At 72.0% G+C, this 26,252-nt stretch carries 22 protein-coding genes; 21 read left to right on the top strand and 1 reads right to left on the bottom strand.

Annotated features, from left to right (window positions below; translation table 11 throughout):
* The first annotated feature begins 173 nt into the window (after positions 1 to 173).
* The 17 genes from mraZ (at position 174) to B085_RS0103220 (ending at position 19,032) form a co-directional block, all read left to right on the top strand.
* Positions 174 to 605 (top strand): division/cell wall cluster transcriptional repressor MraZ, encoded by a 432-nt coding sequence (mraZ, locus tag B085_RS0103135; RefSeq protein WP_018557104.1) that lies wholly within the window; start codon positions 174 to 176, stop codon positions 603 to 605.
* Positions 606 to 761: 156 nt separating this feature from the next.
* Positions 762 to 1,730, top strand: coding sequence for a 16S rRNA (cytosine(1402)-N(4))-methyltransferase RsmH (gene rsmH / locus B085_RS0103145; protein ID WP_018557106.1), 969 nt, complete (start codon positions 762 to 764; stop codon positions 1,728 to 1,730).
* The gene (locus B085_RS0103150; protein ID WP_018557107.1) at positions 1,727 to 2,158 is read left to right on the top strand and encodes a septum formation initiator family protein; all 432 of its coding nucleotides are present in this window, start codon (positions 1,727 to 1,729) and stop codon (positions 2,156 to 2,158) included. Before rsmH ends, B085_RS0103150 begins: the two co-directional genes overlap by 4 nt.
* A gap of 73 nt (positions 2,159 to 2,231) precedes the next feature.
* Positions 2,232 to 4,556, top strand: coding sequence for a peptidoglycan D,D-transpeptidase FtsI family protein (locus B085_RS0103155; RefSeq protein ID WP_018557108.1), 2,325 nt, complete (start codon positions 2,232 to 2,234; stop codon positions 4,554 to 4,556).
* Between the two features lie 169 nt (positions 4,557 to 4,725).
* Positions 4,726 to 6,321, top strand: coding sequence for a UDP-N-acetylmuramoyl-L-alanyl-D-glutamate--2,6-diaminopimelate ligase (locus B085_RS41010; protein WP_051101920.1), 1,596 nt, complete (start codon positions 4,726 to 4,728; stop codon positions 6,319 to 6,321).
* Positions 6,318 to 7,742, top strand: a complete 1,425-nt coding sequence (locus tag B085_RS0103165) for a UDP-N-acetylmuramoyl-tripeptide--D-alanyl-D-alanine ligase (protein ID WP_018557110.1) — start codon at positions 6,318 to 6,320, stop codon at positions 7,740 to 7,742. Before B085_RS41010 ends, B085_RS0103165 begins: the two co-directional genes overlap by 4 nt.
* Positions 7,742 to 8,806 carry a phospho-N-acetylmuramoyl-pentapeptide-transferase gene (mraY, locus tag B085_RS0103170; protein ID WP_018557111.1) on the top strand — a complete coding sequence of 355 codons (1,065 nt, stop codon included), beginning with the start codon at positions 7,742 to 7,744 and terminating at the stop codon, positions 8,804 to 8,806. Before B085_RS0103165 ends, mraY begins: the two co-directional genes overlap by 1 nt.
* Before the next feature lie 80 nt (positions 8,807 to 8,886).
* The gene (gene murD / locus B085_RS0103175) at positions 8,887 to 10,296 is read left to right on the top strand and encodes a UDP-N-acetylmuramoyl-L-alanine--D-glutamate ligase (RefSeq protein WP_026250626.1); all 1,410 of its coding nucleotides are present in this window, start codon (positions 8,887 to 8,889) and stop codon (positions 10,294 to 10,296) included.
* Between the two features lie 40 nt (positions 10,297 to 10,336).
* Positions 10,337 to 11,737 carry a putative lipid II flippase FtsW gene (gene ftsW / locus B085_RS0103180; protein WP_018557113.1) on the top strand — a complete coding sequence of 467 codons (1,401 nt, stop codon included), beginning with the start codon at positions 10,337 to 10,339 and terminating at the stop codon, positions 11,735 to 11,737.
* 6 nt (positions 11,738 to 11,743) lie between these two features.
* The gene (murG, locus tag B085_RS0103185; protein ID WP_018557114.1) at positions 11,744 to 12,835 is read left to right on the top strand and encodes an undecaprenyldiphospho-muramoylpentapeptide beta-N-acetylglucosaminyltransferase; all 1,092 of its coding nucleotides are present in this window, start codon (positions 11,744 to 11,746) and stop codon (positions 12,833 to 12,835) included.
* A gap of 184 nt (positions 12,836 to 13,019) precedes the next feature.
* Positions 13,020 to 13,793, top strand: a complete 774-nt coding sequence (locus tag B085_RS0103190; protein WP_018557115.1) for a cell division protein FtsQ/DivIB — start codon at positions 13,020 to 13,022, stop codon at positions 13,791 to 13,793.
* Positions 13,794 to 14,039: 246 nt separating this feature from the next.
* Entirely contained in the window at positions 14,040 to 15,263 is a 1,224-nt protein-coding gene (gene ftsZ, locus B085_RS0103195) for a cell division protein FtsZ (RefSeq protein WP_018557116.1), read from the top strand.
* A gap of 15 nt (positions 15,264 to 15,278) precedes the next feature.
* The gene (gene pgeF / locus B085_RS0103200) at positions 15,279 to 16,019 is read left to right on the top strand and encodes a peptidoglycan editing factor PgeF (protein ID WP_078619741.1); all 741 of its coding nucleotides are present in this window, start codon (positions 15,279 to 15,281) and stop codon (positions 16,017 to 16,019) included.
* Entirely contained in the window at positions 15,991 to 16,752 is a 762-nt protein-coding gene (locus tag B085_RS0103205) for a YggS family pyridoxal phosphate-dependent enzyme (RefSeq protein WP_051101941.1), read from the top strand. The genes pgeF and B085_RS0103205 overlap by 29 nt, the downstream gene beginning before the upstream one ends.
* A gap of 63 nt (positions 16,753 to 16,815) precedes the next feature.
* The gene (locus tag B085_RS0103210; protein ID WP_018557119.1) at positions 16,816 to 17,397 is read left to right on the top strand and encodes a cell division protein SepF; all 582 of its coding nucleotides are present in this window, start codon (positions 16,816 to 16,818) and stop codon (positions 17,395 to 17,397) included.
* Between the two features lie 62 nt (positions 17,398 to 17,459).
* A complete protein-coding gene (locus B085_RS0103215) occupies positions 17,460 to 17,750 on the top strand; it encodes a YggT family protein (protein WP_018557120.1) in 291 nt (96 codons plus the stop codon).
* 46 nt (positions 17,751 to 17,796) lie between these two features.
* Complete coding sequence (locus B085_RS0103220) at positions 17,797 to 19,032, top strand: DivIVA domain-containing protein (RefSeq protein ID WP_018557121.1); 1,236 nt, start codon at positions 17,797 to 17,799, stop codon at positions 19,030 to 19,032.
* A gap of 273 nt (positions 19,033 to 19,305) precedes the next feature.
* Here the strand turns inward: B085_RS0103220 and ileS are convergent, their stop codons facing one another.
* A complete protein-coding gene (gene ileS, locus B085_RS0103225; protein ID WP_018557122.1) occupies positions 19,306 to 22,434 on the bottom strand; it encodes an isoleucine--tRNA ligase in 3,129 nt (1,042 codons plus the stop codon).
* A gap of 554 nt (positions 22,435 to 22,988) precedes the next feature.
* On the opposite strand from ileS, the gene B085_RS41015 reads away from it, so the two are divergent.
* The 4 genes from B085_RS41015 (at position 22,989) to B085_RS0103250 (ending at position 26,248) form a co-directional block, all read left to right on the top strand.
* Positions 22,989 to 24,116: a TraR/DksA family transcriptional regulator gene (locus tag B085_RS41015; protein ID WP_078619720.1), complete on the top strand. Its 1,128-nt coding sequence runs from the start codon at positions 22,989 to 22,991 to the stop codon at positions 24,114 to 24,116.
* 147 nt (positions 24,117 to 24,263) lie between these two features.
* Entirely contained in the window at positions 24,264 to 24,824 is a 561-nt protein-coding gene (lspA, locus tag B085_RS0103240; RefSeq protein ID WP_018557124.1) for a signal peptidase II, read from the top strand.
* 58 nt (positions 24,825 to 24,882) lie between these two features.
* Positions 24,883 to 25,818 (top strand): RluA family pseudouridine synthase, encoded by a 936-nt coding sequence (locus B085_RS0103245; protein WP_202470412.1) that lies wholly within the window; start codon positions 24,883 to 24,885, stop codon positions 25,816 to 25,818.
* Complete coding sequence (locus tag B085_RS0103250) at positions 25,811 to 26,248, top strand: GNAT family N-acetyltransferase (protein ID WP_018557126.1); 438 nt, start codon at positions 25,811 to 25,813, stop codon at positions 26,246 to 26,248. The genes B085_RS0103245 and B085_RS0103250 overlap by 8 nt, the downstream gene beginning before the upstream one ends.
* Positions 26,249 to 26,252: the final 4 nt, after the last annotated feature.

The raw sequence follows: 26,252 nt of genomic DNA on the forward strand, positions 1-26,252 counted from the left end.
AACCGGTGCACTGTGAGGTAACCCACAGGCGCCGCGCGCGCTCGCCCGTGCGGGTGATTCGGGCGCTCGGGTCCGCGAGGGCGCCTGCGCCAGGGCAGGCTTCTCGTTGACCGTGGGGACTGGTGGAGTAAAGTGGCGCGAAGTGGGTCGCCAACCTGACGCGGGAGGTGCGGATGTTCCTCGGGACGTACGCGCCACGGCTGGACGACAAGAGCCGGCTGGTCCTGCCCGCGAAGTTCCGCGAACAGTTCGCGGACGGCCTGGTCATCACCAAGGGCCAGGAGCGCTGCCTGTACGTATGGCCGGTCGAGGGCTTCCGCGCCCTCACCGAGGAGCTCCGCCGCGCCCCCCTCACCTCGAAGGCGGCACGCGACTACATGCGGGTCCTCTTCGCCGGTGCCCACGACGAGGTGCCCGACAAGCAGGGGCGGGTCACCCTCCCGCAGCCCCTGCGCGACTACGCCGGGCTGCGCCGCGAATGCTCGGTGATCGGCGCCAACACCCGCGTCGAGGTGTGGGACGCGGCGGCCTGGGAGGACTATCTGGCGGGTCAGGAAGACGCCTTTTCGGCGTTGTCCCAGGAGGTGCCTCCCGGCTTAATGTGACCTCGCCCGTAGCCTGATGACTCACGTCCGTGTACGTGACGCTCGGCCTCCTCCCGCTCCCCGGCCCGCTGGCACTCCTTCCCCGGTGCCAGATGGCCGCCCACGAGCGGGCGGGGACCCAGTGGTACGTCCCCGAGAGCAGATGAGAAGGGCTTCATGAGCACCACCCCGTCCGAGCCACGCCACGTCCCGGTCATGCTGGACCGCTGCCTGGACATGCTGGCCCCCGCCGTCGAAGTGCCGGGCGCCGTGGTCGTGGACGCCACCCTCGGCCTCGGCGGGCACAGCGAGGCACTGCTGCGGCGGTTCCCCGAGGCCCGGCTGGTCGCCGTCGACCGCGACCCCGCCGCGCTCAAGCTCGCCGGTGAGCGGCTCGCGCCGTACGGGGACCGGGCCACCCTCGTGCACGCGGTCTACGACGAGATCCCCGAGGTGCTGGAGCGGCTCGGCGTCCCCAAGGTGCAGGGCGTCCTGTTCGACCTCGGCGTCTCCTCCATGCAACTGGACGAGGCCGACCGGGGCTTCGCCTACGCCCAGGACGCGCCGCTGGACATGCGCATGAACCAGACCGCCGGCATCAGCGCCGCCGAGGTCCTCAACACCTATCCGCCGGGCGAGCTGGTACGGGTGCTGCGCGAGTACGGCGAGGAGAAGTTCGCCCGCAAGATCGTGGAGGCCGTCGTCCGCGAGCGGGAACGCGAGCCCTTCACCACCAGCGCCCGGCTGGTCGAGCTGATCCGCGAGGCGCTGCCGCAGGCCGCCAAGCGCACCGGCGGCAACCCGGCCAAGCGCACCTTCCAGGCGCTGCGCATCGAGGTGAACGGGGAGCTGACGGTGCTGGAGCGGGCCATCCCGGCGGCCGTCGCCGCGCTCGCGGTGGGCGGCCGGATCGCCGTGCTGTCGTACCACTCCCTGGAGGACCGCCTCGTCAAGGGCGTCCTCGCGGCCGGCGCGGCCACCACGGCGCCGCCCGGGCTGCCCGTGGTGCCGGAGCAGTACCAGCCCCGGCTCAAGCTGCTCACCCGCGGCGCAGAGCTGCCCACGGAGGACGAGATCGCCGCCAACCGCAGGGCCGCCCCGGCCCGCCTGCGCGGCGCCCAGCGGATCCGCGAGGCGCTGAAATGAGGCGGCGCAGCTCGGCGGCGCGCTCGCCCTTCGTGCTGCTGATCGTGCTGCTGCTGGGCGGGGGCCTGATCACCCTGCTGCTGCTCAACTCGGCGGTGAACCGGGACTCCTTCAAGTTGAGCGAGCTGCAGAAGAAGACCACCCAGTACACCGACGAGGAGCAGGCGCTGCAGCAGGAGGTCGACCGGTACTCGGCGCCGGACGCGCTCGACGAGCAGGCCCGCGAGCTGGGCTTGGTCCCCGGCGGCAACCCGGCCTTCCTCGCCCCCGACGGCACCGTCCTCGGCAGCCCCGGCGCCGCGCCGTACGTCCCGGCGCCCAGCCCGAGCACGGCGCCCGCCACCGTCGCGCCCAGCGGCTCCGCGGCCGCCTCTCTGGGCCCGACGCCGTCCGCCAAGCCCAGCACGAGCCCGAAGGAGACCCCGTGACGGCAGCTCCGGGGCCCCGCGCCCTCCGTCCGCCCCGATCCGCCCGTCCGGCCGGCCGGGAAGGTGCCGGGGCGTGGTGACCCGCGACGGGGAGCCGCCGCGCGACCGGGGCGAACGAGGCGAGCGGCGTGACCGGGCCGACCGGGAGAAGGGCGCGCAGGGCCGCGGTGAGCGCGGTGACGGCGGCGGGGCCGCCCCCCGGCGCCGGCAGGTGCCCCGGGGCCGCGACGGCGACGGCGGAGCCCCCGCACGCGGCGGCGAGGCCGGGGAGCCCCGGCGCAGGACGACGCCCGGGCAGCAGGGAGCGCGTCGGCCCGCCGCACGCGGCGCCCGGCCGCGCGAGGACGCCGCCCGGGCCGCCCGTGCGACGGGCCGCGACCCGCGCGCCCGCAGGCCCGCCTCCGGCGAGGAGGGACCGGGCACCTCCGGCGTCGCGCACCGCCGTACCCCCGGCGCCCGCAAGCCGGCCGGCGGGCGCGACCGCGACGCCGCCGCCCGGGACCGGGCCGGCCGTGCGGCCGTACCGCCGCGGCGCAGGCCCCCGCGCCCGGTCACACCGGCCGGTGCCCCGCTGCTGCGGCTCGGCAGGCCGCGCCCCCGCCTGCGGCTGGTCAGCTTCGCGCTGACCCTGGTGGTGCTGACCTTCGTCATCCGGCTCTTCCAGGTGCAGGCCGTGGACGCCGCGACGTACGCCGCCAAGGCCGAGGTCAACCGCAACGTCAAGGTGACCCTCGCCGCCGAGCGCGGGACGATCACCGACCGGAACGGCGTCGACCTGGCCACCACCGTGGACGCGTACGACATCACGGCCGACCCGATGCTCTTCACCCCCGAGTACGCCGAGGCCCAGGACGCCCCGGCCCGCGCCGCCGAACTGCTCGCGCCGATCGTCGACGGGGACGAGAAGAAGATCGCGCGGCAGCTCGCCAACTACCCGGGATCGCGCAACGAGATCATCGCCCGGCAGCAGTCGCCGCAGGTCTGGAACCAGATCAAGGACCTGCAGAGCGCGCTCGCCGACCGGGCCGAGAAGGGCGACGGCGTCAACTACCTCGCCGGCGTCTTCCGGCTCCGGCACGCCAAGCGGGTCTACCCCGCGAGCGACCTCGCGGCGGGCGTGGTCGGCTGGGTCAACGCCTCCGGCGCGGGCGGGGGCGGCCTGGAGAGCCGCCTGGACAAGGCGCTCGCGGGAAAGGACGGCACCGTCACCTACGCCCAGTCCAACGGCCGCCGGGTGCCGACGGCCAGCATGCAGGAGCGCGCCGCCGAGCCCGGCACCGACGTGCAGCTGACGCTGGACCGGGACATCCAGTGGGCGGCCCAGCGGGCGATCACCCAGCAGGTGCGGGCGTCCGACGCCGACCGCGGCTATGTGATCGTCCAGGACACCCGCACCGGGCAGGTGCTGGCCATGGCCAACGCTCCCGGTTTTGACCCCAACGACCTGTCCCGGGCGGACCCCACCGCCCTCGGCAACGCCGCCCTGCAGGACGCGTACGAGCCCGGCAGCGTCAGCAAGCTGATGTCCATGGCCGCGGTCCTCGACGAGGGCGTGGCCACCCCGGACACCCACGTCACGGTGCCCGGCACCCTGCCGCGCGCCGACCGGGTCTTCCACGACGACGTTGACCACGGCACCTGGCACCTGACCCTGAACGGCGTGCTCGCCAAGTCCAGCAACATCGGCACGATCCTGGCCGCCGAACAGCTCGGCAAGAACCAGAAGCAGGCGAACCGCGTCCTCTACTCTTATCTGAGGAAATTCGGCATCGGGCGGCCCACGGGGGTCGGGTTCCCCGGAGAGACGCCCGGCATCCTGGCGAGGCCGGACCAGTGGAACGCGTCCCAGCAGTACACCATCCCCTTCGGGCAGGGCCTGTCGCTCAACGCGCTGCAGGCCACCTCGGTCTACTCGACGATCGCCAACGGCGGGGTACGGGTCGAGCCCAGCCTGGTGCGCGGCACGACCGGCCCGGACGGCCGCTTCGTCCCGTCGCAGGAGCCGGCGAAGACCCGGGTGGTCAGCACGAAGACCGCCAGGACGCTCTCCACCATGCTGGAGTCCGTGGTCGGCGACGAGCAGGGCACCGGAACCAAGGCCCGGATCGCCGGGTACCGCGTGGCGGGCAAGACCGGCACGGCCAACCGGGTGGACCCGGAAACGGGCACCTACAGCGGCTACACGGCCTCCTTCATGGGGTTCGCCCCCGCGGACGACCCGCGCCTGACCGTGTCGTGCGTGATCCAGAACCCGACCCGCGGCAGTTATTTCGGTGGTCAGATCTGCGGCCCGGTGTTCAAGCGGGTCATGGAGTTCGCCCTGAAGTCCCTGCAGGTGGCGCCGAGCGGAGCCAAGACCCCGAACCTGCCGGTCGAGTGGGACCCCTCGAAGCCGTGACCGGCGAGCAGGGGAGGAAGGAACGGCGGCCGTGAACGGACACGACCCCACAGCCCCGGGCACGGGCGGTAGCCCCGCGCACGCGGACCGTACTGGAGGAAGCGGCAGGCCGGAAGCCCGGCGAGGGGCTTTTGGCCCGGAGCCCGGCCCGGCGGGTACTCTCACGGCCGTGTCACACGCTGATCAGCCCCCCGGCCCCGAACAGAAGCAGCCGGGCGCACCCCGCCCGGCCCAGGTCCGCCCCGTACCCCCCGCGGAACTGGCCGCGCGGCTGGGCGTGGAACCGCCCGCGCCCGATGCCGCCCCGGTCACCGGGATCACGCACGACTCACGGGCCGTCCGCCGCGGCGACCTGTACGCCGCGCTGCCCGGGGCCCGCTTCCACGGCGCCGACTTCGCGCCGCAGGCGGCCGAACTGGGGGCCGCGGCGATCCTCACCGACCCGGCGGGCGCCGAGCGCGCCGCCGCGACCGGCCTCCCGGTGCTGACGGTCGAGGACCCCAGGTCCCGGATGGGCGACCTGGCCGCCGAGATCTACGGCCGGCCGGGTGGGAGCCTGCTCCAGATCGGGATCACCGGCACCTCCGGCAAGACCACCACCGCCTACCTCATCGAGGGCGGCCTGCGCGCCGTGCACGGTGACAGGACCGGGCTCATCGGCACGGTCGAATCGCGCATCGGCGACGAGCGGCTCAAGAGCGAGCGCACCACCCCCGAGGCCACGGACCTGCAGGCGCTCTTCGCCGTGATGCGCGAGCGCGGCATCGAGGCCCTGGTCATGGAGGTCTCCAGCCACGCCCTGGTGCTGGGACGGGTGGACGGAGCGGTCTTCGACGTCGCCGTCTTCAACAACCTCAGCCCCGAGCACATGGAGTTCCACTCGGGCATGGAGGACTACTTCCAGGCCAAGGCGCAGCTGTTCACCCCGCGCCGCAGCAGGGCCGGGGTGGTCAACATCGACGACGAGTACGGCCGCCGCCTGGTCCGCGAGTCCCAGGTCCCGGTCACCACCTTCTCCGCCGAGGGCCACCCGGACGCCGACTGGCGCGCCGAGCACGTCGTGACCGGGCCGCTGCGCTCCACCTTCACCGTGGCCGGTCCCGGCGGCGTGCGGATCGAGGCCGCCTCGCCCCTTCCCGGGCCCTTCAACGTCGCCAACGCGCTTGCCGCGATCACCGCCCTGGCGGTGGCCGGGATCGACCCGCAGACGGCCGCCCAGGGCGTCGCCGCCGTCCCGGGCGTGCCGGGCCGGCTGGAGCGCGTCGACGCGGGACAGCCGTACCTCGCGGTCGTCGACTACGCACACAAGACCGACGCCGTGGAATCGGTGCTGCGGGCCCTGCGCAAGGTCACCAAGGGCAGCCTGCACATCGTCCTCGGCTGCGGCGGCGACCGCGACGAGACCAAACGCGGCCCGATGGGCGCCGCCGCGGCACGGCTGGCCGACACGGCCGTGCTGACCTCCGACAACCCCCGCTCCGAGGACCCGCTCGCGATCCTCACCGCGATGCTCGCGGGAGCGGCCGGGGTGCCCGCGCACGAGCGGGGTCATGTCGTCGTCGAACCCGACCGGGCGGCGGCCATCGCGACCGCCGTCGCCCTCGCCCGGCCGGACGACACCGTACTGGTGGCCGGCAAGGGCCATGAGCAGGGCCAGGACATCGCCGGAGTGGTACGCCCCTTCGACGACCGACAAGTGCTGCGCGCGGCCATCGAACGGGCCGCCGCCACACCAGCGCAGGAGAAGGACCAGGACCAGCTGTGATCCCACTCACCCTCGCCGAGGTCGCACACGCGGTCGGCGGGAGCACGCACGACATACCGGACCTGACGCTGCCCGTCACCGGGTCCGTCGAGATCGACTCCCGCAAGGTGACGCCGGGCGGCCTGTTCGTCGCTTTCCAGGGCGAGCGCGTGGACGGCCACGACTACGCGAAGCAGGCCGTGGCGTCCGGGGCGGTGGCCGTACTGGCCGCCCGGCCGGTCGGCGTGCCCGCGATCGTCGTGGACGACGTCCAGCTCGCCCTCGGCGCCCTGGCCGCGCACGTCATCGAACGGCTCGGCGCGACCCTCGTGGCGCTGACCGGATCGGCGGGCAAGACCAGCACCAAGGACCTCACCGCACAGGTGCTCAAGCGGCTCGCCCCGACCGTCTGGACGCCTGGCTCGCTCAACAACGAGATCGGGCTCCCGCTGACCGCGCTTCGCGCCGACGCCTCCACCCGGCACCTGGTGCTGGAGATGGGCGCCCGCGGCATCGGCCACATCCGCTACCTCACCGAGCTGACCCCGCCGCGCATCGGCGTCGTCCTCAACGTCGGCACCGCCCACATCGGCGAGTTCGGCGGCCGAGAGCAGATCGCCCGGGCCAAGGGCGAGCTGGTCGAGGCGCTGCCGGAGGCCGCCGAAGGCGGCGTCGCCGTGCTGAATGCGGACGATCCCCTCGTACGCTCCATGTCCTCCCGTACCGCGGCGCGCGTCGTGCTGTTCGGCGAGTCCGCCGACGCCGACGTCCGCGCCGAGAACGTCCGCCTCAACGACCGAGGTCAGGCCGTCTTCACGCTCACAACACCTACCGGGTGCAGCGAAGTGACCTTGCGCCTGTACGGTGAGCACCACGTGTCGAACGCGCTTGCCGCGGCCGCCGTTGCCCGTGAACTCGGCATGCCCGTCGAAGAGATCGCCACCGCGCTCTCCGAAGCGGGGACGCTGTCCCGCTGGCGTATGGAGGTCGTCCAACGGCCTGACGGCGTAACGGTCGTGAACGACGCCTACAACGCGAACCCCGAGTCCATGCGAGCCGCCCTGCGCGCGCTCGCGGCCATGGGGCGTGCCGCCGAGGCACGCGGGGGACGCACGTGGGCGGTGCTGGGCGAGATGGCGGAGCTCGGCGGGGAGGCCCTCGCGGAGCACGACGCTGTCGGACGGCTCGCCGTCCGGCTCAACGTCAGCAAGCTCGTGGCAGTCGGCGGCCAGGCGGCCGCCTGGGTGCAAATGGGCGCCTACAACGAGGGTTCGTGGGGTGAGGAGTCGGTGCACGTGTCCGACGCTGAGGCGGCGATCGACCTGTTGCGCAGTGAACTGCGTCCGGGGGACGTCGTGCTGGTGAAGGCATCGAGGGCGGTCGGCCTGGAGCGGGTCGCACTCGCGCTTCTCGACGGCGTCGAGGGCGGGGGCGCTCAGTAATGAACCAGATCCTGGTCTCGGGCGTGCTCGGGCTGTTCCTGTCCCTCATCGGAACCCCGATGCTGATCAAGCTGCTGGCCCGCAAGGGCTACGGGCAGTTCATCCGCGACGACGGCCCGAAGGAGCACCACAGCAAGCGCGGTACGCCCACCATGGGCGGCATCGCCTTCATCCTGGCCACGCTCGTCGCGTACGCGCTCACCAAGGTCATCACCTCCGAGCGCCCGACGATCTCCGGCGTGCTGGTGCTCTTCCTCTTCACGGGCCTGGGCGTGGTCGGGTTCCTCGACGACTACATCAAGATCGTCAAGCAGCGCAGCCTCGGTCTGCGGGCCAAGGCGAAGATGGCGGGCCAGCTGATCGTCGGCATCACCTTCGCGGTGCTGTCGCTGCAGTTCGCCGACTCCCGCGGCGTCACCCCGGCCTCCACCCGGCTGTCTTTCACACAGGACTTCGGCTGGTCGCTCGGCCCGGTGATCTTCGTGATCTGGGCGCTGTTCATGATCCTCGCGATGTCGAACGGCGTGAACCTCACCGACGGCCTCGACGGCCTGGCCACCGGCGCCTCGGTGATGGTCTTCGCCTCCTACACCGTCATCGGCGTGTGGCAGTACGGCCAGTCCTGCTCCAACGTCATCACCGCGGGACCGGGCTGCTACGACGTACCGCATCCGCTCGACCTGGCGGTCGTGGCCGCCGCGCTCATGGGCGCCTGCTTCGGCTTCCTGTGGTGGAACACCTCGCCGGCCAAGATCTTCATGGGCGACACCGGCTCCCTCGCGCTCGGCGGAGCCCTGGCCGGTCTGGCCATCTGCTCCCGCACCGAGATGCTGCTGGCGATCCTGGGCGGCCTCTTCGTCCTGATCACCCTCTCCGTGGTCATCCAGGTCGGCTCCTTCCGCCTGACGGGCAAGCGCGTGTTCCGCATGGCGCCGCTGCAGCACCACTTCGAGCTCAAGGGCTGGAGCGAGGTCCTGGTCGTGGTCCGCTTCTGGATCATCCAGGGCATGTGCATGGCCGTCGGTCTCGGTCTCTTCTACGCGGGCTGGGTGGCCGCGCAGTGACCCCGGGCCCCGGGCAGGAACCCGGTCCCCGTCGAGGCGGACCTCCGCCGGCCGCCGTCGAGGCGGCCGGGCGGCTCGGCCTGCCGGGCCGCCGGGTCACCGTCGCCGGCCTGGGAGTCTCCGGGGTGCCCGCCGCCAAGGCGCTGCACGTCCTCGGCGCCCGCGTCACGGTCGTCAACGACGGCGACGACGAGCCGGCCCGGGCGCAGGCCGCCGAACTGGAGGCGCTGGGCGTCTCCGTACGGCTCGGGGACGGCCGGACCCTGCCCGAGGGCACCGAGCTGATCGTCACCTCGCCGGGCTGGCAGCCCGCCGCCCCGCTCTTCACGGCCGCCGAGGCCGCGGGCGTGCCCGTGTGGGGCGACGTGGAGCTGGCCTGGCGGCTGCGCGGCCCCGGGGCCGTGCCCTGGCTCGCCGTCACCGGGACCAACGGCAAGACGACGACCGTGCAGATGCTCGCCTCCATCCTGGCCGCCGCGGGCCTGCGCACCGCCGCGGTCGGCAACATCGGCACGCCGGTCCTGGACGTCGTCCTGTCCGGCGAGGAGTACGACGTCCTAGCCGTCGAGCTGTCCAGCTACCAGCTGCACTGGGCCCCCTCGGTCCGCCCGCACTCGGCCGCGGTCCTCAACCTCGCCCCCGACCACCTCGACTGGCACGGCTCCATGGCCGCCTACGCCGCGGACAAGGGCCGCATCTACGAGGGCAACAAGGTCGCCTGCGTCTACAACCTCGCCGACCCGGCCACCGAGGCGCTGGTGCGCGAGGCCGACGTCGAGGAGGGCTGCCGCGCGATCGGCTTCGGCCTGGGCAGCCCGCGGCCCTCGGAGCTCGGCGTCGTCGACGGCATCCTGGTCGACCGGGCCTTCGTGCCCGAGCGGCACAAGAACGCCCAGGAGCTGGCCGAGGTCTCCGACGTCCACCCGCCGGCGCCGCACAACATCGCCAACGCCCTGGCGGCGGCAGCCCTCGCCCGCGCGTTCGGCGTCCCGCCGGCCGCGGTCCGGGACGGCCTGCGCGCCTTCCGGCCGGACGCACACCGCATCGCCCACGTGGACCGGATCGACGACGTGGACTACGTCGACGACTCCAAGGCCACCAACACCCACGCCGCCGAGGCCTCCCTCGCCGCGTACGAGCACATCGTCTGGATCGGCGGCGGCCTCGCCAAGGGCGCCGCCTTCGACGAGATGGTCAAGGCCGCGGCCAAGAGGCTGCGCGGCGCCGTGCTGATGGGGGCCGACCGCGCCCTCATCCGTGAAGCGCTCGCGCGACACGCCCCCGAGGTCCCGGTCGTCGACCTCGACCGCACCGACACTGGGGCGATGGCGGCGGCCGTCCACGCCGCACGGGACCTCGCCCACCCGGGGGACACGGTGCTCCTGGCACCGGCCTGCGCCTCGATGGACATGTTCGCGAACTACAAGGCTCGCGGAAACGCCTTCGCGGAGGCCGTACGGGATCTGCGGGCGCCCGGCGCCGGGCAGTAGCCGGAGCCGCTCCGGCCCGCACCGCGACCTAGGAGGGGACATGACGGCAGCCGACCACGGTGACGCCTCCGGTTCTCGTTCCCGCAACGCCCTGAAGGCGCCCGCCCGCCCCCCGCGGGCGGCGCCGCCCCGCCCCGGGGCCGCGGCCCGCGGGGCGCGTACGCCCGGCGGCAAGGCGCCGCGGGGCAGCGTGCTGCGCGGCGCCAGAGTCGTCCTGGACCGCGCCATGCGGGCCTGGGACCGCCCGCTGACCGCCTACTACGTCATCCTGGGCAGCAGCCTGCTGATCACCGTGCTCGGCCTGGTCATGGTCTTCTCCGCCTCGCAGATCAAGGCGCTGGAGGACGGACTGCCGTCCACGTACTACTTCCGCAAGCAGCTGTTCGCCGCCGTGCTCGGCACCGGCCTGCTCGTCGCGGCCACGCGGGTGCCGGTGAGGCTGCACCGCGCGCTTTCCTACCCGCTGCTCGTCGGCTCGGTGTTCCTCATGATCCTGGTCCAGGTGCCGGGGATAGGGCAGTCGGTCAACGGCAACCAGAACTGGCTCTACCTCGGCGGCCCGTTCCAGTTGCAACCCAGCGAGTTCGGCAAGCTCGCGCTCGTGCTGTGGGGCGCGGACCTGCTGGCCCGCAAGGAGGACCTGAAGCTCCTCGTCCAGTGGAAGCACCTGCTGATCCCGCTGGTGCCGATGGCGTTCCTGCTGCTCGGCCTGATCATGCTCGGCGGTGACATGGGCACCGCGATCATCCTCACCGCGATCCTGTTCGGGCTGCTGTGGATCGCCGGTGCCCCCACCCGGCTGTTCGCGGGAGTGCTGGGCGTGGCAGGGGTGATCGGTTTCCTGCTGATCAAGACCAGCGGCAACCGCATGGAGCGGCTGGCGTGCATCGGCGCCACTGAGATCACTCCCAGTGGCGACTGCTGGCAGGCGGTGCACGGGATCTACGCCCTCGCCTCGGGCGGATGGTTCGGTTCCGGCCTCGGTGCGAGCGTGGAGAAATGGGGCCAATTGCCCGAACCGCACAACGACTTCATCTTCGCCGTGACCGGGGAGGAACTGGGGTTGGCGGGCACGCTGTCGGTGCTCGCACTCTTCGCGGCTCTAGGCTATGCGGGTATCCGCGTGGCCGGTCGAACGGAGGACTCCTTCGTCAGGTTTGCCGCGGGAGGCGTGACGACGTGGATCACGGCGCAGTTCGTGGTCAACATCGGCGCGGTGCTCGGCCTGCTGCCGATCGCCGGAGTCCCGCTCCCGCTGTTCTCCTACGGAGGCTCGGCCCTCCTGCCGACCATGTTCGCGATCGGGCTGCTCATCTCCTTCGCGAGGAGCGAGCCCGGCGCGCGAGCGGCGCTCAACGCGCGGGGGCCCGGCTACTGGCCGGGGGCAATGACACGGACGATGAGGCGGTTCGTCAGACGGCGACCGTCCGGAGAGCGGTGAATTTCGGTGCATGTCGTACTCGCCGGTGGGGGGACCGCCGGCCACATCGAGCCCGCGCTCGCGCTCGCCGACGCCCTGCGCAGGCAGGACCCGACCGTGGGGATCACGGCACTCGGCACCGAGCGGGGTCTGGAGACCCGTCTCGTGCCCGAACGCGGCTACGATCTGGCGCTCATCCCCGCGGTCCCGCTGCCGCGCAAGCCCACCCCCGAGCTGATCACCGTCCCAGGGCGGTTGCGCGGCACCATCAAGGCCGCCGAGCAGATCCTGGAGCGCACCAAGGCCGACGCGCTCGTCGGCTTCGGCGGCTACGTCGCCCTGCCCGGCTACCTGGCCGCCAAGCGGCTCGGCGTGCCGATCGTGGTGCACGAGGCCAACGCGCGTCCGGGCCTCGCCAACAAGATCGGCTCCCGCTACACCAGCTTCGTGGCCGTGAGCACCCCGGACAGCAAGCTCCGGCACTCCCGCTACGTCGGCATCCCGCTGCGCCGGTCCATCGCGACCCTCGACCGCGCCGCGGTCCGCGCCGAGGCGCGTGCCGCCTTCGGTCTCGACCCGACCCTGCCGACGCTGCTGGTCTCCGGCGGCTCCCAGGGCGCCCGGCGGCTCAACGAGGTGATCGCCTCCGTAGCCCCGCGCCTGCAGCAGTCGGGCGTCCAGATCCTGCACGCGGTCGGCCCGAAGAACGAGCTCCCGCACGCGGACAACATGCCCGGCATGCCGCAGTACATCCCGGTCCCCTACCTGGACCGGATGGACCTCGCCTACGCCGCCGCCGACATGATGCTCTGCCGGGCCGGCGCCATGACCGTCGCCGAGCTCTCGGCCGTGGGCCTGCCGGCCGCGTACGTCCCGCTGCCGATCGGCAACGGCGAGCAGCGGCTGAACGCGCAGCCGGTCGTCAAGGCGGGCGGCGGCGTCATCGTCGACGACGCCGACCTGAGCGCGGACTGGGTGCTCGGCAACGTGCTGCCGGTCCTGACCGATCCGCACCGCCTGTACGAAATGTCGCGCGCGGCCGCCGAGTTCGGCCGCCCCCATGCCGACGAGCTGCTCGTCGGCATGGTCCACGAGGCGATCGCCGCCCGCCGCGGCTGACCCCCGGTGCCGGCCGGGCACCTCCGGCACCCCCCGCGCACGGCGCCGGGGGTGCCCCGTGCTCCGTTGGGGTCACGGGGGAGCGGGCCCGGCCCGCCGGGCGGCGCGCGGCCGCCCGGCCACTCAGTACGACGACTAGCCTGCCCGGAAGCGGAAGGCAGTTCCGACGACACCGGAGGCGAACGTGGCCGTACCGACGACCGTCGAGGCGGCCGGCGACCAGGACGGCGGGACCGGACTCCCGCCGCGGCGGAGCCGGCGCGTCATCGTCCTGACGGCGCTCGCCGCAGCCACCGTGCTGGGCGGCACCGGGACCTGGCTGCTGTACGGCTCCGCGTGGCTGCGCGCGACCCAGGTCCGCGTGACGGGCACCGAGGTGCTCCACCCCGACGAGGTCCGCGACGCCGCGCAGGTCCCGCTCAACGGGCCGCTGGTTTCCGTGGACACCGATGTGATCGCCCGCCGGCTGAAGGGCCGGCTGCCGCGCATCTCCGCGGTGGAAGTGGAGCGTTCGTGGCCGCACGCGATCACACTGAAAGTGACGGAGCGAACTCCCGCCGCCCTGGTGAAAGGTGACGGGTACTTCGCCGAAGTGGACGCGGACGGCTTCCGGTTCGACGAGCGGGACACTCCTCTGAAGGGTGTGCCCATCATCGAATTGCGCCCCGACCGCGACTCCGCGAGCTATCGACTTTTCGGTACAAAACGACTATTGGCGGCGGCTGTTCGAGTCGCGGCGGACCTGCCGAAGGTCGCATACCGGGACGCGCAGCTCATCGAGGTGCGCTCATATGACGACATTACGGTCGAACTGACGGGTGGGCGCGCGGTGATGTGGGGGAGCGCGGATCAGGGGGCGGAGAAAGCGGTCGCTCTCGCCGCCCTGATGAAAGTCGAGCGGCATGCCGAGTTCTTCGACGTGAGCGCCCCAACTTCCCCTGCCGCATCGGACGGTTGACGTCCCAGCCTTGTGTTCGACACCCTGGTTGGTCCGGCTCTGGCGTGATCACATAGGGTCAAAAGAAAAACGGGAGGTTCGGCGTGTTCGTTGAACGCGAACCGCTTGTCGATTTAGTGTCCTGTCCCAAAGACAGTGCGGGACAGACATACTGGTAACCCTAAACCTCAGGGTTAGGGTTCGGATCGGCCGGCCTTCCCGACCGTCCCCACAGGTATACGTAACTCGAGGCGAGAGGCCTTCGACGTGGCAGCACCGCAGAACTACCTCGCAGTCATCAAGGTCGTCGGCATCGGCGGCGGTGGCGTGAACGCCATCAACAGGATGATCGAGGTCGGTCTCAAGGGCGTCGAGTTCATCGCGATCAACACCGATGCACAGGCCCTGCTCATGAGCGACGCCGACGTCAAGCTGGACGTCGGCCGGGAGCTCACTCGTGGACTCGGCGCCGGCGCCAACCCCGATGTCGGCCGCAAGGCCGCCGAGGACCACCGCGAGGAGATCGAAGAGGTGCTCAAGGGCGCCGACATGGTCTTCGTCACCGCGGGCGAGGGTGGCGGCACCGGCACCGGCGGGGCGCCCGTGGTCGCCAACATCGCCCGCTCGCTGGGTGCCCTGACCATCGGCGTGGTCACCCGGCCGTTCACCTTCGAGGGCCGCCGCCGGGCCAACCAGGCCGAGGACGGCATCGCCGGGCTACGCGACGAGGTCGACACCCTCATCGTGATCCCCAACGACCGCCTCCTGTCGATCTCCGACCGCCAGGTGAGCGTGCTGGACGCCTTCCGCTCCGCGGACCAGGTACTCCTCTCCGGTGTCCAGGGCATCACCGACCTGATCACCACCCCCGGTCTGATCAACCTCGACTTCGCCGACGTGAAGTCCGTGATGTCCGAGGCGGGTTCGGCCCTCATGGGCATCGGCTCGGCCCGCGGGGACGACCGCGCGGTCGCCGCCGCCGAGATGGCGATCTCCTCGCCGCTGCTGGAGGCGTCCATCGACGGCGCCCGGGGCGTGCTGCTCTCCATCTCCGGTGGCTCGGACCTCGGTCTGTTCGAGATCAACGAGTCCGCCCAGCTGGTCAGCGAGGCGGCGCACCCCGAGGCCAACATCATCTTCGGTGCGGTCATCGACGACGCCCTGGGCGACGAGGTCCGGGTCACCGTCATCGCGGCCGGCTTCGACGGCGGGCAGCCGCCGACCCGCAACCGCGACAAGGTGCTCGGCTCGTACTCCTCCTCCCGCGAGGAGAACTCCTCCCCGGCGCCGTCCCGTCCGGCCGCCCAGCCCGCCGAGCCGGCCCGCCCGGCCTTCAGCGGCCTGGGCAGTGTCACGCAGCGTGAAGAGGAGCCGAAGCCCGAGCCGGTGGCCGAGGTCCCGGCCCAGCCGATCGCCCCGCAGGTTCCCCCGGCGCGTCCCTACCAGGACACCGCAGCCGAGGAACTCGACGTACCCGACTTCCTGAAGTAAGCACAGCCACACGTGATAACGCTCAGCCAAGCACGTCCGGGCGGCGCCCATTTCGCCTTCACCGACAGGTGGGGCGGGGTGAGCGCCGCTCCGTACGACAGCCTCAACCTCGGCGGTGCCGTCGGTGACGACCCGGCCGCCGTCCTTTCCAATCGCGAAGCCGCCGCACGCGCTCTGGGCCTCGACCCCGCCCGCGTGGTGTGGATGAACCAGGTGCACGGCAACGACGTCGCCGTCGTCGCCGCCCCCTGGGCCGACGGCCGGGTCCCCGAGGCGGACGCCGTCGTCACCACCCGGCCCGGACTCGCCCTCGCGGTGCTGACCGCCGACTGCGTCCCGGTCCTGATGGCCGACGCGCACGCCGGAGTGGTGGCCGCGGCCCACGCCGGCCGCCCGGGTCTGCTGGCCGGGGTCGTCCCCGCCGCGGTCGAGGCCATGGTCGGTCTCGGCGCCCGCGCGGAGCGGATCACCGCGATCACCGGTCCCTCGGTCTGCGGCTCCTGCTACGAGGTCCCCGAGCCGATGCGCGACGAGGTGGCCGCCGCCGTCCCCGAGGCGCGCGCCACCACCAGCTGGGGCACCCCCTCCCTGGACATCGCCACCGGAGTGCACGCCCAACTCGCCCGACTGGGTGTGCCGATGGGTGAGAAATCCCATATTTGTACGATGGAGTCCGGAGACCACTTCTCGTACCGCCGCGAGCGGACCACCGGACGGCTCGCGGGATATGTCTGGCTGGACGGACCGAGTGACTGACCGTACGCAAGATCGAAGGGCCGAGCTGGCCGGGAACCTGGCCGCGGTAGAGGAGCGCATCGCGGCGGCCTGCGCGGCGGCCGGCCGGGCGCGGGACGAAGTGACCTTGATCGTGGTCACCAAGACCTACCCGGCGAGCGACGTGCGGATCCTGTCGGGGCTCGGTGTCCGCGAGGTGGCGGAGAACCGCGACCAGGACGCCGCCCCCAAGGCCGAGGCCTGCGCCGACCTGCCGTTGACCTGGCACTTCGTGGGCCAGCTGCAGACCAACAAGGTGCGCTCGGTGGTGCGGTACGCGGACCTCGTGCACTCGGTCGACCGCCTCCGGCTGGTCGACGCGCTCTCGGCGGCCGTCGTGAAGTCCGAGCGGGCCGACCGCGAGCTCGGCTGTCTGCTCCAGGTCGCGCTGGACGCCGAGTCCGGGGCGGCGGGCTCCCGCGGCGGAATCGCACCCGATGCCGTCGAAGGGATCGCCGAAGCAGTCGCGACCGCCCCCGGGCTCCGCCTTGACGGACTGATGACGGTCGCGCCGCTGGCGGGGCCGTACGCGGGTCAACCCCGCGCCGCCTTCGATCGGCTGGCGGAAATCGCATCCTGCCTGCGCGCCGCGCATCCGGCTGCGAACATGGTCTCGGCAGGGATGAGCGCGGACCTCGAAGAGGCAATCGCCGCCGGTGCGACACACGTACGCATCGGTAGCGCGGTACTCGGAGTCCGGACCGGGCTCGGGTAACGTCACCAAACAAGTCGGACCACACAAAAAATATGGTCTTTCCCCGCTGAGAGGACGCAGAGCATGGCCGGCGCGATGCGCAAGATGGCGGTCTACCTCGGCCTCGTGGAGGACGACGGGTACGACGGCCCGGGATTCGACCCCGACGACGAGTTCGAACCCGAACCCGAGCCGGAGCGCTCCCGCCGACCGCACCAGTCCCACCAGCCACCACATCAGACACAACCGGAGGAACCGGCACGCATCGTGCATGCTCCGGCCCCCCGGGAACCCCGGATCGCCGCAGTGGCATCCATCACACAAGAACGCCATAGCCTGGAGAAGAACGCGCCGGTGATCATGCCCAAGGTCGTGTCGGAACGAGAGCCGTACCGGATCACGACACTCCACCCCCGGACGTACAACGAAGCCCGTACGATCGGGGAACACTTCCGTGAAGGCACTCCGGTGATCATGAATCTGACGGAGATGGACGACACGGACGCGAAGCGACTTGTCGACTTTGCCGCCGGACTGGTCTTCGGGCTGCACGGCAGCATCGAGCGGGTGACGCAGAAGGTGTTTCTGCTGTCGCCTGCTAACGTCGATGTCACGGCGGAGGACAAGGCCCGCATCGCCGAAGGCGGGTTCTTCAATCAGAGCTGAGATACGCAACCGTACGAAACCGGCCGTGAGGCCCATGAACAAGCAGGGGAGAGGGCAGCGCGATGGACATCGCACTCCAGGTGCTGTGGATCGCGCTGATGTGCTTCCTGCTTGTCCTGATCTTCCGGTTGGTGATGGACTATGTTTTCCAGTTCGCTCGATCGTGGCAGCCTGGGAAGCCCATGGTGGTCGTCCTGGAGGCCACCTACACTGTCACCGATCCGCCACTCAAGCTTCTGCGGCGGTTCATTCCGCCGCTGCGCCTCGGGGGCGTGGCGCTCGACCTGTCCTTCTTCGTATTGATGATCATCGTGTACATCCTGCTCACCGTCGTAGGGGGCTTGCGAGGATGACCGATGCGGGCTCCCGATATGTCGACGATCACGTTGAGGTGAAGAGATGCCACTGACCCCCGAGGACGTGCGGAACAAGCAGTTCACAACCGTCCGCCTCCGAGAAGGCTATGACGAGGACGAGGTGGACGCCTTCCTCGACGAGGTCGAGGCGGAACTGACCCGACTGCTCCGCGAGAACGAGGACCTGCGCGCCAAGCTGGCCGCGGCGACCCGTGCCGCCGCCCAGAACCAGCAGCAGGGCATGCGCAAGCCCGAGCCGCAGGACGGCCGCGGTCCCGGGGCTCCCGTGCCCGCCGCCATATCAGGACCGCAGCCGGTGCCGCCCCAGCAGATGGGCGGCCCCGGTCCCCAGGGACCCGGCAGTGGCCTCGCCCTGCCCGCCGGGCCCAGTGCTCAGCAGGGCCCCGGTCCGATGGGCCAGGGTCCGATGCAGGGCGGCCCCATGGGCCAGGGCCCCATGGGTCAAGGTCCGATGGGCCAGGGCCCGATGCAGGGCGGTCCCATGGGCCAGGGCCCGATGGGTCCGGGTCCGATGGGCCAGATGCAGGGCGGTCCCATGGGCCAGGGCCCGATGGGACAGCAGCACCCCATGCAGGGTGGTCACCCGATGCAGCAGCAGGGCCCCGGTGGCGACAGCGCCGCCCGTGTGCTCTCGCTCGCCCAGCAGACGGCCGACCAGGCGATCGCCGAGGCGCGTGCCGAGGCGAACAAGATCGTCGGCGAGGCCCGCAGCCGCGCCGAGGGCCTGGAGCGCGACGCCCGCGCCAAGGCGGACGCGCTTGAGCGGGACGCGCAGGAGAAGCACCGCGTGGCCATGGGCTCCCTGGAGTCCGCCCGCGCCACGCTGGAGCGCAAGGTCGAGGACCTGCGCGGCTTCGAGCGCGAGTACCGCACCCGCCTGAAGTCGTACCTGGAGAGCCAGCTGCGTCAGCTGGAGAACCAGGCCGACGACTCGCTCGCCCCGCCGCGCACCCCCGCGGCCGCCTCTCTCTCCTCCGGTTCCGGAGGAATGGGCGGCACCATGGGCGGCGGCGGCATGGGCGGCACGATGGGCGGCGGCATGGCCACGGCCGGTGCCGGCACCATGGGTGGCAACCAGGGCTACGGCGGCCAGGGCATGGGCGGCGTCGGCGGGCAGAACCCGACGTACGGCGGCCAGCAGCAGATGTCGCCCGCCATGACGCAGCCGATGGCACCGGTGCGGCCCCAGGGGCCGGCGCCGCTGCAGCAGGCGCCGACGCCGATGCGTGGGTTCCTGATCGACGAGGACGACAACTAGTCGTCTGCGTGGTCGCTTGCCACTGCGGCACCACAGGGCCGGGCCCCCAGGGAATCGCTTCCCTCGGGGGCCCGGCCCTTTCGCGCCCGACCCCGGGTGGTTGTGAGCGAGTGCCTTGCGCCTTCGGTTCGGGGTGCCCCTTGCGGCCGGTTGTTGTGTGCGGGCAGCCCGGCGCAGCCGCCCGCAGGTGCAAACAACCCGCACACAACGACGGCCCCCCGCCCACGGAAACGTGGGCGGGGGGCCGTCGCGCGGTGCACGACCCCGGAGGGGTCAGCGCTTGCGGAGGTGGAACGTGAGCCCGAGTGCCTCGTCCGTGAAGGCGGGACCGTACCCCTCCTCCGGGGCGCCTGAGGCGAAGTCCGTCGCGAGGACCTCGTCCGCGACGAGCCGCGCGTGCTCCGCGAGCGCCTCCGCCAGTTCCGCGTCGGCGGCGGCCCAGCGCAGCGCGATGCGGTCCGCGACGTCCAGGCCGCTGTTCTTGCGGGCCTCCTGGACGAGCCGGATGACGTCGCGGGCCAGGCCCGCCCGGCGCAGCTCCGGGGTGATCTCGAGGTCGAGCGCCACGGTCGCGCCGGAGTCGGACGCGACGGACCAGCCCTCGCGCGGGGTCTCCGTGATGATCACTTCCTCCGCGGACAGGGCGACCGGCTCGCCGTCCACGACCACGGACGCGTTGCCCTCGCGCAGCGCCAGGGACAGCGCCGCCGCGTCGCACTCGGCGACGGCCTTGGCGACGGCCTGGACGCCCTTGCCGAAGCGCTTGCCGAGGGCGCGGAAGTTGGCCTTGGCCGTGGTGTCGACCAGGGAGCCGCCGACCTCGCTCAGGGACGCCAGGGAGGCGACGTTGAGCTCCTCGGCGATCTGCGCCCGCAGTTCCTCGCCCAGCGCCTCGAAGCCCGAGGCGGCCACCAGGGCCCGCGAGAGGGGCTGGCGGGTCTTCACCCCGGACTCGGCACGCGTGGCGCGGCCCAGCTCCACCAGGCGGCGTACGAGGGCCATCTGCTCGGACAGGACGGGGTCGACCAGCGCCTCGTCCACCGCGGGCCAGCTCGCCAGGTGCACCGAGCCGGGGGCGCCCGGGGTGACCGGGACGACCAGGTCCTGCCAGACGCGTTCGGTGATGAACGGCACCAGCGGCGCCATCAGCCGGGTCACCGTCTCGACGACGTCGTGCAGGGTGCGCAGCGCCGCCTTGTCGCCCTGCCAGAAGCGGCGGCGGGAGCGGCGCACGTACCAGTTGGACAGGTCGTCGACGAAGGACGAGAGCAGCTTGCCCGCGCGCTGGGTGTCGTAGGACTCCAGGGCGTCGGTGACGTCCCGTACCAGCGCGCCGAGTTCGCCCAGCAGCCAGCGGTCCAGCAGCGGTCGGTCGGCCGGGGCCGGGTCGGCCTCGCTCGGGGCCCAGCCGGAGGTGCGGGCGTACAGGGCCTGGAAGGCGACCGTGTTCCAGTACGTCAGCAGGGTCTTGCGGACGACCTCCTGGATCGTTCCGTGGCCGACCCGGCGGGCGGCCCAGGGCGAGCCGCCAGCCGCCATGAACCAGCGCACCGCGTCGGCGCCGTGCTGGTCCATCAGCGGGATGGGCTGGAGGATGTTGCCCAGGTGCTTGGACATCTTCCGGCCGTCCTCGGCGAGGATGTGGCCCAGGCAGACCACGTTCTCGTAGGCGTTCCGGTCGAAGACGAGGGTGCCGACCGCCATCAGCGTGTAGAACCAGCCGCGGGTCTGGTCGATCGCCTCGGAGATGAACTGCGCCGGGTAGGTGCCCTCGAAGAGCTCCTTGTTCCGGTACGGGTAGCCCCACTGCGCGAACGGCATGGAGCCCGAGTCGTACCAGGCGTCGATGACCTCGGGCACACGCACGGCCGTGGCCGAGCACTGCGGGCACCCGAAGGTGACGTCGTCGATGAAGGGGCGGTGCGGGTCCAGGCCGGTCTGGTCGGCGCCGGTCAGTTCCGACAGCTCGGCCAGCGAGCCGACGCAGGTGAGGTGGCCCTCCTCGCAGCGCCAGATGGGCAGCGGCGTGCCCCAGTAGCGGTTGCGGGACAGCGCCCAGTCGATGTTGTTGTTCAGCCAGTCGCCGAAGCGGCCGTGCTTGACCGCCTCCGGGTACCAGTTGGTGCGCTCGTTCTCGCGGAGCAGGGCGTCCTTGACCGCGGTCGTGCGGATGTACCAGGACGGCTGCGCGTAGTAGAGCAGCGCGGTGTGGCAGCGCCAGCAGTGCGGGTAGCTGTGCTCGTACGGCAGGTGGCGGAAGAGCAGCCCGCGCGCCTGGAGGTCGTCGACCAGGGCCTCGTCGGCCTTCTTGAAGAACTGGCCGCCGACCAGCTCCAGGTCCTCCTCGAAGGTGCCGTCGGGGCGCACCGGGTTGACCACGGGCAGCCCGTAGGCACGGCAGGTCCTGAGGTCGTCCTCACCGAAGGCGGGCGCCTGGTGGACCAGGCCGGTGCCGTCCTCGGTCGTGACGTACTCGGCGTTGACGACGAAGTGCGCGCCCTCCAACTCGACCAGGTCGAAGGGGCGCTGGTACGTCCAGCGCTCCATCTCGCGGCCGGTGAAGCTCTGACCGGTGGCCTCCCAGCCTTCGCCGAGCGCCTTGCCGAGCAGCGGCTCGGCGACGACCAGATTCTCCCGGCCGTCGGTGGCGACGACGTAGGTGACGTCGGGGTGGGCGGCGACCGCGGTGTTGGAGACGAGCGTCCAGGGGGTGGTCGTCCACACCAGGAGCGCGGCCTCGCCCGCGAGCGGGCCGGAGGTGAGCGGGAAGCGCACGTACACCGAGGGGTCGACCACGGTCTCGTAGCCCTGCGCCAGCTCGTGGTCGGACAGGCCGGTGCCGCAGCGCGGGCACCAGGGCGCGACGCGGTGGTCCTGGACCAGCAGGCCCTTGTCGAAGATCTGCTTGAGCGACCACCAGACGGACTCGATGTACTCCGGGTCCATCGTCCGGTAGGCGTCGTCGAGGTCGACCCAGTACCCCATGCGGGTGGTCAGCTCGGCGAAGGCGTCGGTGTGCCGGGTGACGGACGCGCGGCACATGGCGTTGAACTCGGCGATGCCGTACGCCTCGATGTCCTTCTTGCCGGAGAAGCCCAGCTCCTTCTCGACGGCGAGCTCGACCGGAAGGCCATGGCAGTCCCAGCCGGCCTTGCGGGTCACGTGGTGGCCCTGCATCGTCTTGAAGCGCGGGAAGACGTCCTTGAAGACGCGGGCCTCGATGTGGTGCGCGCCCGGCATGCCGTTGGCGGTCGGCGGGCCCTCGTAGAAGACCCACTCCGGCTTGCCCTCGGTCTGCTCCAGGGAGCGGGCGAAGACCTTGTTCTCCTGCCAGAACGCGAGCACCTCGTGCTCCAGCGCGGGCAGGTCGACCTGGGCGGGGACCTGGCGGTACTGCGTCATCGGATCTGCCTCCGGCGGACACGTTCGCGTGCGTATTCCGTCGGAGGGACGAGAGCGCCTGCTGTGAGTGCTCCCGCGGTACCACCCTCCTTGGCCGCGGACGGGCCCATGGGGGCTCCTCCGCAACCCCCTCATTGGGGTCGCGCTGCCGGCTCTACTCGCCCTCGCGGGCTTTCTTCCGGCGGCTCCGGGGTGATCTTCACGTCGCGCACACCCCCGGGCTTCCACCGTCCCCGGGTCGCTATGGGCTGCGTACGGCGCTACTCGTCCCCTTCCACGCCTTTCGCTCCGCCCAGTGTAAGGGGCCGCGGGGCGCGGTGTCGGCCGGGTTTCCGCGGGGGGCCGGTGTGACCCTAATGGCCCGGTCCGCACCCTGTTACCCGTTGGTACCTGAATACCTCGCGGAGAGCTGGGCACAACGGATGCAGACCTGCCTCGCGACCCGGCACGGCAGGCGGATCAGGCGGCGTGCCCCGTTGCCGCGGGTCCGGAGCCGATTTATCGTTCCGGCACGATTCGCGGCCAAGATCGCAATATGTGAAGGGGCCTCGGCCATGGTGGGGAAGAAGACCACCGTCACGAAGAAGTCGACGGCGAAGAAGACGGCACCGGCGGCCGCCTCCGCGGCCCGCACGCATGCCGCGCCCACCGCGCGGAAGGCGGCGGCCAAGCGCCCGGCCGCGCCCGCTCGCAGGAAGGCCCCCGCGGCGGGCGAGGGAACGGCCGAGGGGAAGCGGAGCACCGCGAGGAAGGCCGCGGCCGTGAAGAAGGCGCCCGCGAAGAAGGCTGTCGTACGCAAGGCGGCACCCGCCGCGAAGAAGGCCGCGGCTCCCGCCGCGGGGAAGACCGCGGCCAAGGCCGCAGGAAAGAAGGCGGCCGTGGCGGAGGAGACGACGAAGGCGGCGTCCACACGCAAGACCACGGGACGTACGGCGAGCAGGACCGCGCCGCCCGCCAAGAAGGCGGTGACGGCGGCGGAGAAGCCCGCGAAGGCGCCGGCCGCGGCCAAGAAGGCCGCGAAGACGGCCAAGACCGCCACCGCCAGGACCACCGGCACCACCGGCACCACCGGCACCACCAAGACCGCCAGGAGCGCCGGTACGGCCGCTGCGGCCGCACCCGCGAAGACCACGAAGACTACGAAGACCGCGAAGGCCACGAAGGCCACGAAGACGGGAGCCAAAAAGGTGGCAGCGAAGAAGACGGCGGCCGGTACGGCCGCGGCAGGGGCGTCCGCCTCCGCGGTCCCCACGGCCCGCATCGCCGAGGCGGCGGGCGCCGTCGCCGCGGGCGACCTGGCCGTACGGCCGGACGAGGAGCCGTGGTCCGAGGCGGAGGTGGAGGCGGCGCGCACCGAGCTGCTGGCCGAGATGGACCGGCTGCGGTCCGAGATCACCACCTCGGAGGACGCCATCACCGGGCTGCTGCGCGACTCGGGCGACGGGGCCGGTGACGACCAGGCCGACACCGGCACCAAGAACATCACGCGCGAGCACGAGATGGCCCTGACCGCCAACGCACGTGAGATGCTCGCGCAGACCGGGCACGCGCTGGAGCGGCTCGACTCCGGCACGTACGGGCTCTGCGAGTCCTGCGGCAAGCCGATCGGCAAGGCGAGGATGCAGGCCTTCCCCCGTGCGACGCTCTGCGTGGACTGCAAGCAGCGCCAGGAACGCCACTGACCGCCGGTCGCCGGCCGCGGGGCACCGGGCGCGGAAACGGGGAATCGCGGGGCCCGAACCCTCGCAGCCCCGCTGTTCGGACGTATGTGCCGTAACCTCGTCTGCGTCAGGATCCGGACTGGCGCAGATCAGGGCTGAAGGACTCACATGGCGAAGGCACAGGAGACCGCGGCGGACACGGCCGAGGAGCCGACCGGCGGTACGGGCGAGGTCACCGGCAAGGGGCCGCGGCGCATCGCCGTGCTCCTGAGCGTCGCGGCGCTCGCGTACGTCCTCGACCTCCTCACGAAGATCTGGGTGGTGACCAGCCTCGAGGGACACGAGCCCATCGAGGTGATCGGCAGCTACCTGCGCTTCGAGGCGGTGCGCAACGCCGGCGCGGCCTTCGGCTTCGGCCAGGGCATGACCATCGTCTTCACGGTGATCGCCGTCACGGTGGTCGTGGTGATCGCCAGGATCGCCCGCAAGCTGCACAGCGTGCCGTGGGCGATCGCGCTGGGGCTGCTGCTCGGGGGCGCCTTCGGCAACCTCACCGACCGGATCTTCCGCGCGCCGGGCTTCCTGCAGGGCCATGTGGTCGACTTCATCGCGCCGACCCACTTCGCGGTGTTCAACCTGGCCGACTCGGCGATCGTCTGCGGCGGCATCCTGATCGTCCTGCTGTCCTTCCGCGGTCTCGACCCGGACGGAACCGTGCACAAGGACTGAGCCGGGAGCAGGGAGGCGAGGGGTGCCCCGCGGATCCGGCATACTCGATCAGGTGAGTATGCCTGCCGAAGTTCGATCCCTCCCCGTCCCCGATGGCCTCGAGGGCGAGCGCGTCGACGCCGCCATCGCCCGTATGTTCGGTTTCTCGCGGACCAAGGCGGCCGAGCTGGCCGCCGCCGGGAAGGTGACGATCGACGGCAGCGCGGCCGGCAAGTCCGACCGGGTCTCGGGCGGTGCCTGGCTCGAGGTCGAGATGCCCGCACCGCCGCGCCCGGTGGAGATCGTCGCCGAGCCGGTGCCCGGGATGCGCATCGTGTACGACGACGACCACGTGGTCGTGATCGACAAGCCCGTGGGCGTGGCCGCCCACCCCAGCCCCGGCTGGACCGGCACCACGGTCATCGGCGGGCTGGCCGCCGCCGGCTACCGGATCTCCACCTCCGGGGCCGCCGAGCGCCAGGGCATCGTCCACCGGCTCGACGTCGGCACCTCGGGCCTGATGGCCGTCGCCAAGTCGGAGATCGCCTACAGCGACCTCAAGCAGCAGTTCCGGGAGCGCACCGTCGACAAGCGCTACCACGCGCTGGTCCAGGGCCACCCCGACCCGCTCAGCGGCACCATCGACGCCCCGATCGGCCGCCACCCCCAGCACGACTACAAGTGGGCCGTGACCGCGGAGGGCAAGCCCAGCGTCACGCACTACGACCTCGTCGAGGCGTTCCGCGCGGCCTCCCTGCTCGACATCAAGCTGGAGACCGGCCGCACCCACCAGATCCGGGTCCACATGGCCGCCCACCGCCACCCCTGCGTCGGCGACCTGACCTACGGCGCCGACCCCACCCTCGCCAAGCGGCTGAAACTCACCCGCCAGTGGCTGCACGCCGTGCGCCTGGGCTTCTCCCACCCCGAGGACGGGCGCTGGGTGGAGTTCGAGAGCACCTACCCGGACGACCTGCAGCACGCCCTCGACACCGTGCGGGACGACAGTGCCTGAGGACTACGAGGTCCGGGTCGCCGCCGACCCGGACGACCTGAAGGCGTACTACGCGGTCCGGCACGAGGTCTTCGTCGTCGAGCAGCAGGTCCCCGCCGAGCTCGAGTACGACGCCCACGACGCCTCCGCCGTGCACGTCCTGGCGACCGGCCCCCACGGCGCACTCGGCGCGGGCCGGCTGCTGCTCGGCGAGGACGGCACCGGCGTCCTCGGCCGGCTCGCCGTGACCGGCGCCTCCCGCGGGCTGGGCATCGGCGTGGCGCTGGTGCGCGCCATCGAGGACGAGGCCCGGCGGCACGGTCTGTCCGCCGTCGAACTGCACGCCCAGACCCACGCCGTCGGCTTCTACGAGCGCCTCGGCTACACCTCCTTCGGCGCGGAGTACGAGGAAGCGGGCATTCCGCACCTCTCGATGAGGCGCGTGCTCTGACCGG

The sequence above is a fragment of the Streptomyces sp. BoleA5 genome (genome assembly GCF_000373665.1).
GTDB lineage: Bacteria > Actinomycetota > Actinomycetes > Streptomycetales > Streptomycetaceae > Actinacidiphila.

What these genes read in the sequence shown, in the direction of transcription:
- B085_RS0103215 (WP_018557120.1), top strand. Translation starts at nt 17,460, where the DNA reads ATGGACATCGCACTCCAGGTGCTGTGGATCGCGCTGATGTGCTTCCTG.
- B085_RS41015 (WP_078619720.1), top strand. Translation starts at nt 22,989, where the DNA reads ATGGTGGGGAAGAAGACCACCGTCACGAAGAAGTCGACGGCGAAGAAG.
- rsmH (WP_018557106.1), top strand. Translation starts at nt 762, where the DNA reads ATGAGCACCACCCCGTCCGAGCCACGCCACGTCCCGGTCATGCTGGAC.
- ileS (WP_018557122.1), bottom strand. Translation starts at nt 22,434, where the DNA reads ATGACGCAGTACCGCCAGGTCCCCGCCCAGGTCGACCTGCCCGCGCTG.
- lspA (WP_018557124.1), top strand. Translation starts at nt 24,264, where the DNA reads ATGGCGAAGGCACAGGAGACCGCGGCGGACACGGCCGAGGAGCCGACC.
- B085_RS0103210 (WP_018557119.1), top strand. Translation starts at nt 16,816, where the DNA reads ATGGCCGGCGCGATGCGCAAGATGGCGGTCTACCTCGGCCTCGTGGAG.
- B085_RS0103205 (WP_051101941.1), top strand. Translation starts at nt 15,991, where the DNA reads ATGTCTGGCTGGACGGACCGAGTGACTGACCGTACGCAAGATCGAAGG.
- mraZ (WP_018557104.1), top strand. Translation starts at nt 174, where the DNA reads ATGTTCCTCGGGACGTACGCGCCACGGCTGGACGACAAGAGCCGGCTG.
- mraY (WP_018557111.1), top strand. Translation starts at nt 7,742, where the DNA reads ATGAACCAGATCCTGGTCTCGGGCGTGCTCGGGCTGTTCCTGTCCCTC.
- B085_RS0103150 (WP_018557107.1), top strand. Translation starts at nt 1,727, where the DNA reads ATGAGGCGGCGCAGCTCGGCGGCGCGCTCGCCCTTCGTGCTGCTGATC.
- B085_RS0103220 (WP_018557121.1), top strand. Translation starts at nt 17,797, where the DNA reads ATGCCACTGACCCCCGAGGACGTGCGGAACAAGCAGTTCACAACCGTC.
- B085_RS0103245 (WP_202470412.1), top strand. Translation starts at nt 24,883, where the DNA reads ATGCCTGCCGAAGTTCGATCCCTCCCCGTCCCCGATGGCCTCGAGGGC.
- ftsW (WP_018557113.1), top strand. Translation starts at nt 10,337, where the DNA reads ATGACGGCAGCCGACCACGGTGACGCCTCCGGTTCTCGTTCCCGCAAC.